Origin of the sequence: Ottowia sp. (assembly GCF_035444425.1) — a bacterium.
Classification (GTDB): domain Bacteria; phylum Pseudomonadota; class Gammaproteobacteria; order Burkholderiales; family Burkholderiaceae_C; genus Ottowia.
This window is the reverse complement of sequence record NZ_DAOMOQ010000015.1, coordinates 60,714-70,370: the sequence shown is the minus strand read 5'-3', so window position 1 is coordinate 70,370 and position 9,657 is coordinate 60,714. Positions and strand designations below refer to the sequence as shown.

Here is a 9,657-nt window from a genome sequence, read left to right as displayed (position 1 = left end):
CGGCGACCCACACCGCTTCCACGACAGCCGTCGTCCAGAATGAACCATCGCAGGTGGGCGTTGTTGTTCCCAAGGTCTTGTCCATCGATGGCGATTGAACCCACGACGCGCTCGTTATGAGTTGCGACCCATATGCCGTTGCATGGCTGATCCAGTCGTCCAACGAACTCGGCCACGCCGGTGGCAACCTGACTCTCGAAGTACTGCCCGAATCCAGAGTGCTTGGAGTAGAAGGCTGCGTGCATCTCGGTCACTCGACCGACCATCCCTGGCAGGTAACCCGAGCGGACGTTGAATGAATTGTTTGAGACCTCCGCCGTTCCCTGGCGGCAAGTCTTCAAGGCATGGGCATACGCCGCGAGCCCTTGGGCAACTGCTTGTTGCTGCGACGGATTCAATTGCTCCATTGCGGTTTTGACCTGCATTTGGCCGTAGGCATGGATCTCTCCGACTGTGCGCATTCCTTGCGCAGTCAAATGCAATCGCTTGACACGGCCATCGTCTTCGCCGGCAACTTCCTCCACTTCTCCTGCTTCGACGAGCTTGCCCACCATCCGGCTCACACTCGACTTTTCCAGTCCTAGCGTGTGCACAAGCTGAGCAGCCGTCATGCCACCTCGGACTTCAATCTCAAGCAACGCATGTACTGTGGAAGGGGAATAGGCCGTGCCCGCGAGTGTTGCGCGCATGAAGCCCAGCTCGCGAACCATCACACGTGATGCGGAACGAATTTCCTCGACTAACGACAGATCGGTGCCCATTTTCAGAATTCCTTATGCAATAAGGTTGCATCATACAACCATGTAGTTGTATGCGACAACCAAATGCATCGGTCTCGTCAGGCCGCTGCTGCACTCATACGAGCAGCGTGAGCGTCCGCCTCTGGTCGCTCCAGCCGCTGGGCAAGGCGTGGCGTATTACCTTCTCCAGCACCGCGTCGGACGAGCACGCAAGCCGTTCCACGATTTCCGGGGCCAGGAGGGTCAATCGCATGACCCGGCGCACCTGCGTCACGTCCATGCCTTCGGCCTCGGCAATCTCTGTCACCGACGCCGCTCGCTGCTCGTCCAGCAGGCGTTGCCAATGGTGCGCCAGTCCGAGCGCCCGCATCAGGGGTGTGTCCTGCGCCATCTCGCGCACCTGCCGCTCACGGCGGGCCTCGTCCAGGAACTCTTGCGGCGCGTCCAGCGGCGTGATGACTTGCTTCTTCAGACCCCGGCGCACCAGCGTCCAGGGCAGGAAGGTTTCCATCTGCACGCCGCCAGCAGGCAGCGGCGTCTGATACGTCACCGGGTCGCCCTTGGCGTGGCCGCGATGCTTCTTGCTCATGCCTCCTCCTCAAAACTGGCCATGAGCTGGCGCTGGGCGTGCCAGTCGACCATCAGGCGGTTTCGCTGAAACCACATCAGCGTCAGCCGCCGTGGCTGCTTGCCCGCCATGAACTGCTCAATGATGTCGGGGGCCAGCAGGGTCAATCGCAGCAGTTCGTTGACCACCGAGTGGTGCAGCTTCTCGGCGCGGGCGATGGCCGACCCGCTCTGCATCGCGCCGGTGTCCAGCAGGTGCTGCCAGTAGAAGGCCCGTGCCACACCGTCGAGCAGTGTCACGTCGTGGATGTTCCGGTCGTCGGCAGCCACGCGTTGGACGCCCCGGCGGCGAAACGTCAGGGGCACAAAGGTTTCCATCGACTCGTCCATCAGGCTTCGACCTCCAGCAGTTCAGCACCGATGCTGTCCGGGGCGAACTCCGCGATCAGCGCATTCCAACCCACCTCACGCCACTTCACCTTGATCCCCTGCACCTCGCCCGCGTGGACGAGGTCGATGCGCTCGATCATCAGATTGGCGATGCGGTGGCGCTCGACCGGGAACAGTTGATCCCACACGTTGTTGAGGCGTCCCATCGCCATCACGGTGGTGGCCTCGTCGATCTGGGCCCCGTTGCGTTGAATGTGCCGCACCACCGACGCCACGGTCTCCGGGCTGGTCAGCACCGTTCGGATCTGGGCCACCACCGCCCCCTCGATCTCCGGCGCGGGCACCCGATGGCCTTTTTGTTGATCACTCAACCGCGGGCCGGGGCGGCGCAGCGTGGCCTCACGAGATGGCGATGACCGGCAACCGACGCGCTCCGGAATCGACTGTGGCGAATCAACGACAATGCGGTGAGCGCGTCAAGGGAGCGCCTGACGCGCAGGAGCGGCCGGGTACCAACCGGCACGGCCTTTCCGTACCGATCGGTGACTAGGATTGGCCACTCCACGACCGGTTGGGTAGAGTCATATCATTGGCCGTGTGCGCGACGAGAGTGGCGGTGGTCGCTCATCGCACGGAGGCAGGAAACACATGCTCATCAGACTTGCACAGATCACGTGGTGGTTCGGCACGGCAGCGCTGGCGCTGCTGCTTTATGCCTACTTCAACGACGGCCCGGACCACCCGCATCTCGTCAGGCAGTTGATGCTGCTGGGCGTCACCACGCTGCCTGCTTGGCTGGTGTCGCTCTTGCTTGGGGGATCGTTCTTCACGCCGCCACGGTCGGATCGCGAGTGACGGAACCGGTTGTTGTCGCGTCGCTCAATTTTGGCTTGATTCGTTGCTGGTTCGCGCGCGGCGTCCGGTCTGGCCAGCGCAAGCGGCCACAAGCAGGAGCAAGAAGATCGTCCGGTGCCTGCCGTCATGTGTCGGCCGGATCGCGCTGGCCTGCGGCGACGACGCCGGAAATGCGTGGGCCGGGCCTGGAGCAGGCTGCGGGGCTGAGCGCGTTGCCGGCGGCCAAGGCGTCGGTGACGAAGCCGTGCGTACTGAGCAGAAGCTGACCCGCGCAGCATCGATCGATTACTGAGATCCCCTGAGGCCATGCCGGCTTACCGGTGCGCGCGGCGCAACGCCGCAGCGGACGTGGCCGGCGCGGCGTTGTTCGACCTCCCTGGCCGTGCGGCAACGCCAAGCGACCGCAACGGCATCGAATTCCACCGCGCCGGCATTGCCGTCCGGGTCACTGCCAGCGCGCGTCCTGCAGATGACCCGGCTCTCCCTGGGCGGCCCGACAAGCGGGCGATGACGCGTGACAAACCGGGTGTTTCGACGACCTGCTGCTATGGCTGCGTGGTGCAGCGCGTCAGGCTGATCGCGAAGTGGGAGAATGCTACGGAAAATGAAGCCGCCTGTATGTCCCCCGAAAGGGTCACAATCGCCCGCAGCCGATGCTCCCGCTGTCCCCCTTTCGGGGGACAAGGCGGTACAGGCTGTCGCCCGAGCGGGTGACAGACAGACGGCGCGAACTGATCGAAGATCGCGTTCGGGCGCGCGCACGCGCCAGCCACCTGACCCACGTCCCATGCCGTCGACCCTGGATCCCAGCGTACCCGCCCAGTCGCCTGACGGGTCGGTTCGGGTGGCCGTGGTCGAGGACGACACGGCCTGCCGCTTCAGCTTCATGCAGGCGCTGGAATCGGCGCCGGACATGCGGCTGGCCTGGGGCGCGGCCACGCAGGCGCACGCATTGCTGCTGCTGCCGACCGAGCCGCTTGACGTGCTGCTGGTGGATCTGGGCCTGCCCGACGGCTCGGGTCTGGACGTGATCGCCGCCGCACGCGGGTTCTGGCCGCATTGCGCGCCGATGGTGTGCACCATCTTCGGCGATGAGGGCCACGTGCTGGCGGCGATCGAGGCCGGCGCCATGGGTTACCTGCTGAAGGATGCGGTGGCCGATGCGGTGGTGCAGGAAGTGCGCAGCTTGCACGCCGGCGGCAGCCCGATCAGCCCGCTGGTGGCGCGCAAGCTGCTGCTGCGGGCGCAGGCCGAAGTTTCGGCGCCGGCACCGGTGGCGAATGCCGCGTCGTTGTCGGTGCGCGAACTGGAGGTGCTGCGGCTGGTGGCGCGCGGCCACACGCTGGCCGAGGTGGCGCAGGCGCTGGGCGTGACGCTGCACACCACGCGCACCTTCGTGCGGCGTATCTACGCCAAGCTGCAGGTGAGCTCGCGGGTGGATGCGATCAACAAGGCAACCCAGCAAGGGCTGCTGGATGCGCCTTGAAGCACTTGCGCGCGTCATCATCTGGCGCTGGCTGCCGGCGCTGATCTGCTGGCTGGCTGCGCTGCCGATGGCGCAGGCGCAGGCGCAGGCTGGCGATGGGTTGTTGGAGGCGGCCACACCCTGGCAGACTGTGGTGCTGCCGCACGCGCGGCCGCGTGCCGTGGCGACGACGGCGCAGACGGCACAGGCGCCGCCGGAAGTGGTGTGGTACCGGCTGCGGGTGCCACCCGAGGCGCTGGCGGCGACGCCGCAGGGGCCGCGCCTGTATATCCCGCGCTGGCAGACCTCGGGCACGGTGGCGGTGTATGCCGACGGCCGGCTGTTGTGGCAGACGCGTGGCAGCAGGGTGTGGAATGCCACCAACCGGCCGGTGTGGATCGACCTGGGCGGCGCCGTTCAGCTGGGCCAGGGACTGACGGTGCACGTGCGCATGGCCAGCCAGCAGGGCGTAGGCGGGGCGCTGTCGTCGCTGTGGGCGGGGCCGGCCGAAGACCTGCTGCTGTCGTGGCGCGCGCGCACGCTGCTGCAAGCCGACGGGGTGGCGTTCTCGCGCGGCTCGTACCTGGTGATCGGGTTGTTCGCGTTAGGGGTGTGGCTGCTGCGGCGGCGGCGCGAGGAACGGCTGTACCTGCTGTTCTTCCTGATGTCGGTGTTCCAGCTGATGTCGATGCTGCACTACATGGTCGACAGCGAAGGCTTCGGCATCGCGGACGAATGGTTCGCCTGGCTGGCCTACGTGGCCGGCTCGGGCGGGTCGGTGCTGTGCTCGTTCTACTTCCTGTGTGTCATCAACCAGTTGTCGCTGCCAGGCCTGAAGGCGGCCATGCTGATGTACGTCGGCACGATGGTGGTGGTCACGCTGCCGCTGCTGGGCCTGCTGGAGCTGAACAGCGCCTTGCCGGCCCTGCGCCTGGCGCTGGTTCCGCCGGCGCTGGTGATGATCGGCACCGGCGTGTGGGGCGCCATCAAGCGCCGCACGCCGGCCAGCTGGATGCTTGCAGCCTGGCTGCTGCTGTCGCTACCGATCGCGTTTCACGACCTGGGGCTGCAGCGCTACCGCGGCGACATGGAGTCGATCTACCTGACGCCGTACATCTATCTCGGGCTGTTCACCATGTTCCTGCTGGTTGCCTACACGCGCTACGTGCGTGCGCTGGACGTGGCGGCGCAGGCCAACGTGACGCTGGAGCGGCGCCTGGCTGAGCGCGAGGCCGCGCTGGCCGCCAGCCACCAGCGTCTGCGCGCGGCCGAGCGCGAGCAGACGCTGCTGCAGGAGCGCCAGCGCCTGATGCGCGAGATGCACGACGGCGTGGGCTCGTCGCTGATGACCGCGCTGCGGCTGGTCGAACACGGTGACATGGCGCAGATCAACGTGCCGCAGGTGCTGAAGGAATGCGTCGACGACCTGAAGATCTCGATCGATTCACTGGAGCCGGTGGACGCCGACCTGCTGGTGCTGCTGGGCAGCCTGCGCTTCCGGCTGGCACCGCGGCTGGAGGGCGCCGGCCTGACGCTGCACTGGCGGGTGCAGGACCTGCCGCCACTGCCCTGGCTGGATGCGCAGAGCGCGCTGCACGTGCTGCGCGTGCTGCAGGAGGTGCTGACCAACATCATCAAGCACAGTGGCGCGCGCACCCTGGTCGTGAGCACCGCCGAGCAGGCACGGGCCGGCGCAGCCGGCGTGGTGGTGCGCGTCGCCGACGATGGTGCACTGTTCACGCCGCCCGATCCCGAGGCGCTGCCGCCCGGCCGCAAGGGTCTGGCCAACATCCGCGCGCGCGTGCAGGCGCTGGACGGGGATTGCCAATGGTCGGCAGCCGATGGCGGCGGCACGGTGTTCACGCTGTGGCTGCCGCTGACGCGGTCAAGGCCAGCCGAGCATTGGCCGGCCGGTTGAGCCGAAGCGCGGGACCGGGGGCCGACTCCGGCAGCGCTGCCGACGGTACATGACAGTGATTGGGTAATAGGCGCAGTGGGTGCTGATAGGATCACCCGTGCCAGGGTCTGGGCTTCGTGTCTTCTTCGCGTCAGTGGGACGACAAGGCATCGAGTGACATGGGCCTGGCGCGGGCTACCATCCCGCCACCATCCGATCAATTGCGACCGTGCGCTGGCAAGCAGCGACGATCAGCGTATGCATTCACCCGACAAGCTGACCCTGACGCGCCCCGACGACTGGCACCTGCACGTGCGCGATGGCGCCGCGCTGGCGGCCGTGGTGCCGCACACCGCGGCGCAGTTCGGCCGCGCCATCATCATGCCGAATCTGCGGCCGCCGGTGACCACGGCGGCGCAGGCGCTGGAATACCGGCGGCGCATCCTGGCGGCGGTGCCCGCCGGCACGGCGTTCGAGCCGCTTATGACGCTGTACCTGACCGACAACACGCCGCCGGACGAGATCGCGCGCGCCCAGGATGCCGGCGTGGTTGCCCTCAAGCTGTACCCGGCCGGCGCGACCACCAACAGCGATGCCGGCGTCACCGACATCCGCAAGACCTACCGGACGCTGGAGGCGATGCAGCGCGCCGGTCTGAAACTGCTGCTGCACGGCGAGGTGACCGACCCGGAGATCGACCTGTTCGACCGTGAGGCGGTGTTCATCGACCGCGTGCTGGTTCCGCTGCGGCGCGACTTTCCCGAGCTGAGGCTGGTGTTCGAGCACATCACCACGCGCGAGGCGGCGCACTATGTGCAGGAGGCCGGCGCACACACCGCTGCCACCATCACCGCGCATCACCTGCTCTACAACCGCAACGCCATCTTCGTGGGCGGCATCCGCCCGCATTACTACTGCCTGCCGGTGCTCAAGCGCGAGGTGCATCGGCAAGCGCTGCTGCGGGCGGCCACCAGCGGCAGCCCGAAGTTCTTCCTCGGCACCGACTCGGCGCCGCACTCGGCGCACCTGAAGGAACACGCCTGCGGCTGTGCCGGTTGCTACACGGCGCACGCCGCGCTGGAGCTTTATGCCACCGCCTTCGAGGCGGCGGGCGCGCTGGACCGGCTGGAGGGATTTGCCAGCTTCCATGGGCCGGATTTCTACGGCCTGCCGCGCAACAACGGCAGCGTGACACTGCGGCGCGAGCGCTGGACGCCGCCGGAGATCTATCCTTTCGGCGACAGCGTGGTCAAGCCGCTGGCGGGCGGCGAGGCGCTGGGCTGGCGGATGGCTGGCGCAGCGTAGCGCCGGCGCCGCCCCATCGCCGGCGCGCGGCTTGGCGGCTCTTCAGGCCGCTGCGTGCTCGACCACCAGCCGGCCGCGCAGCGAGTGCGGCAGCGCCTCGGTGATCATCACGTCGAGCAGCCGGCCGACCAGGCGCGATCCCTCCGGTCCGCCGTCGAAGTTGACGATGCGGTTGCACTCGGTGCGGCCCATCATTTCGCGCGGGTTCTTTCGCGACGGCCCTTCGACCAGGATGCGCTGTGTGGTGCCGACGCGCGACGCGCTGATCGCTCGCACGTTCTGCTCAACCACGGCCTGCAGGTGCTGCAGGCGCTTCAGCTTGACCTCGTGCGGCGTGTCGTCGTGTAGGTTGGCGGCCGGCGTGCCGGGGCGCGGGCTGAAGATGAAGCTGAAGGAGGCGTCGTAGCCGACGTCCTGGATCAGCTTCATCAGCTTGTCGAAGTCCTCATCGGTCTCGCCTGGGAAGCCGACGATGAAGTCGCTCGACAGGCTGATGTGCGGCCGCACGGCGCGCAGCTTGCGGATGATGCTCTTGTATTCCATGGCGGTGTAGCCGCGCTTCATCGCCATCAGGATGCGGTCGGAGCCGTGCTGCACCGGCAGGTGCAGGTGGCTGACCAGCTTGGGGACCTTGGCATAGACGTCGATCAGCCGCTGGGTGAACTCGTTCGGGTGGCTGGTGGTGTAGCGGATGCGCTCGATGCCGGGAATCTCGGCTACGTACTCGATCAGCAGGGCGAAGTCGGCTGTTTCTCCCGAGTCACCCATCCTGCCGCGGTAGGCATTGACGTTCTGGCCCAGCAGGTTCACTTCCTTCACGCCCTGGTCGGCCAGCCCGGCGACCTCGGTCAGCACGTCGTCGAACGGGCGGCTGAATTCCTCGCCGCGCGTGTAGGGCACGACGCAGTAACTGCAGTACTTGGAGCAGCCTTCCATGATCGAGACGAAGGCGGAGGCCCCCTTGACGCCCGCCGTTGGCAGGTGGTCGAACTTCTCGATCTCGGGGAAGCTGATGTCGACCTGCGGGCGCTGCTGGCGCTGGCGCTTGGCCAGCAGATCGGGCAGCCGGTGCAGGGTCTGAGGGCCGAATACCACGTCGACGTAGGGCGCGCGCTCGATGATGGCTTCGCCTTCCTGGCTGGCGACGCAGCCGCCGACGCCGATCAGCACACCCTTCTTCTTCAGGTGCTTGACGCGGCCGAGGTCGGAGAACACCTTCTCCTGCGCCTTCTCGCGCACCGAGCAGGTGTTGAACAGGATCAGGTCGGCCTCGTCGACGTTGCTGGTCGGTTCGTAGCCTTCGGCGGCGCCGAGCACGTCGACCATCCTGTCGGAGTCGTACTCGTTCATCTGGCAGCCGAAGGTCTTGATGAAGACTTTGCGTGACATGGGGGAGTGCCTTCTTGATGCGGCGCCGGGTGGCGCGAATGGTGCCGGTGACGCGGCAAGCCGGCGGGCCGGCGCTGGCGTCGATCAGTTGAGGTAGGCTGGCGTGGCCCGCTCCAGCGGCCGGCCATCGAGGGTGCCGCCGGCTTCCTGCGGCGTCAGGATCCAGATGTCGCGCACCACGCCGGCGGGGTCGCGCAGGTAGTTGACGACGAAGGTCTTGCCCCGCAGCGTGCCCGACAGCGCGATCATGTTGTGCTCGTTGCGCACGCGGGCGCCCGGCGCGAGCCGTTCCGGCCGGCCGTCGAGCAGCACCTGCGGCGGCTCGACGAAGCTGATCTGGGCGCGCTGCACGCCATGCGGGAACAGGCGCTGCATCTGCGCCTGCGCAGGCGGGCTGAGCAGCGCGGCGAAGGCGCCGAGACAGATCGATGCCGCGATCAAACGGTGATGGCGGTGGAAGGTCCAGCAGCGGTTCATGGTATATGTCCAGAGGCTGTTGAGAACGCGGGGGAAAGCGTGATTCTACGCGCGGTCGCGTGATCCAGCACCTCATCTTCAGCCGGCTGCGATCCAACGGCGACCCTCCGGGACATCACGTCATGACCATCAGCGCACTCGACCTGTTCAAGATCGGCATCGGGCCGTCCAGTTCGCACACCGTCGGACCGATGCGCGCCGCCTGCGCATTCACGCGGGAGTTGCGGCAGGCCGGCCTGATGGACGCGGTGCGGCGCATCCAGGTGCGGCTGTACGGCTCGCTGGCAGCAACCGGCGTCGGCCACGGCACCGACCGCGCGGTGGTTGCCGGCCTGATGGGCATCGAGCCGGACCAGGCCGATCCCGACGCCATGGCGCAGGCGGTCGATTCACGATCGACGAGGATCTTTCGTGCACTGTCGAAGGGCGGCTTTGGCCGTCTGTTTCGAGGTGCGTGGACACCAAAAAATACCCTCTCGCGAGTCGTCTTTCAGTCCGCGAAACGCGACAGTGCAAGAATGCGCAGGTTGGTCGCCTGATTTGCTTCGCCAGGCAGTTTTTGAGCTTTCTCC

Annotated in this window: 10 protein-coding genes and 1 pseudogene; 5 read left to right on the top strand and 6 right to left on the bottom strand. The window is 66.9% G+C overall.

The genetic code is table 11. The features are described 5' to 3' along the window. The 4 genes and pseudogenes from PK606_RS08160 to PK606_RS08145 all read right to left on the bottom strand — a co-directional run. Positions 1-761 (bottom strand): GNAT family N-acetyltransferase (locus PK606_RS08160; RefSeq protein WP_324562611.1); only part of this gene is annotated, 761 nt, incomplete at its 3' end. Between the two features lie 94 nt (positions 762-855). Further along, complete coding sequence (locus PK606_RS08155) at positions 856-1,329, bottom strand: ParB/RepB/Spo0J family partition protein (protein WP_324562610.1); 474 nt, start codon at positions 1,327-1,329, stop codon at positions 856-858. Further along, on the bottom strand, positions 1,326-1,697 hold the full coding sequence (locus PK606_RS08150) for a site-specific recombinase resolvase (protein ID WP_324562608.1): 372 nt from the start codon (positions 1,695-1,697) through the stop codon (positions 1,326-1,328). The genes PK606_RS08155 and PK606_RS08150 overlap by 4 nt, the downstream gene beginning before the upstream one ends. After that, positions 1,697-2,044 (bottom strand): annotated as a pseudogene (locus tag PK606_RS08145) (recombinase family protein); the annotation flags it as partial. The pseudogene PK606_RS08145 and the gene PK606_RS08150, both read right to left, overlap by 1 nt. A 301-nt stretch (positions 2,045-2,345) precedes the next feature. On the opposite strand from PK606_RS08145, the gene PK606_RS08140 reads away from it, so the two are divergent. The 4 genes from PK606_RS08140 (at position 2,346) to pyrC (ending at position 7,219) form a co-directional block, all read left to right on the top strand. Further along, positions 2,346-2,552, top strand: a complete 207-nt coding sequence (locus tag PK606_RS08140; protein ID WP_324562606.1) for a hypothetical protein — start codon at positions 2,346-2,348, stop codon at positions 2,550-2,552. A 787-nt stretch (positions 2,553-3,339) separates the two neighbouring features. Further along, positions 3,340-4,038 carry a response regulator gene (locus tag PK606_RS08135; protein ID WP_324562604.1) on the top strand — a complete coding sequence of 233 codons (699 nt, stop codon included), beginning with the start codon at positions 3,340-3,342 and terminating at the stop codon, positions 4,036-4,038. Beyond that, entirely contained in the window at positions 4,028-5,935 is a 1,908-nt protein-coding gene (locus PK606_RS08130) for a sensor histidine kinase (RefSeq protein WP_324562602.1), read from the top strand. Before PK606_RS08135 ends, PK606_RS08130 begins: the two co-directional genes overlap by 11 nt. A 237-nt stretch (positions 5,936-6,172) precedes the next feature. Further along, positions 6,173-7,219 carry a dihydroorotase gene (pyrC, locus tag PK606_RS08125; protein WP_324562599.1) on the top strand — a complete coding sequence of 349 codons (1,047 nt, stop codon included), beginning with the start codon at positions 6,173-6,175 and terminating at the stop codon, positions 7,217-7,219. Between the two features lie 42 nt (positions 7,220-7,261). Here pyrC and miaB read toward each other — a convergent pair whose 3' ends face one another. Together miaB and PK606_RS08115 are read right to left on the bottom strand one after the other, a co-directional pair. After that, positions 7,262-8,608, bottom strand: coding sequence for a tRNA (N6-isopentenyl adenosine(37)-C2)-methylthiotransferase MiaB (gene miaB / locus PK606_RS08120; RefSeq protein WP_324562596.1), 1,347 nt, complete (start codon positions 8,606-8,608; stop codon positions 7,262-7,264). Between the two features lie 84 nt (positions 8,609-8,692). Further along, complete coding sequence (locus tag PK606_RS08115) at positions 8,693-9,085, bottom strand: hypothetical protein (protein WP_324562593.1); 393 nt, start codon at positions 9,083-9,085, stop codon at positions 8,693-8,695. A 59-nt stretch (positions 9,086-9,144) separates the two neighbouring features. Here PK606_RS08115 and PK606_RS15940 point away from each other — a divergent pair, with 59 nt between their 5' ends. Beyond that, positions 9,145-9,624, top strand: coding sequence for a serine dehydratase beta chain (locus PK606_RS15940; RefSeq protein WP_502920806.1), 480 nt, complete (start codon positions 9,145-9,147; stop codon positions 9,622-9,624). Positions 9,625-9,657 lie beyond the last annotated feature (33 nt).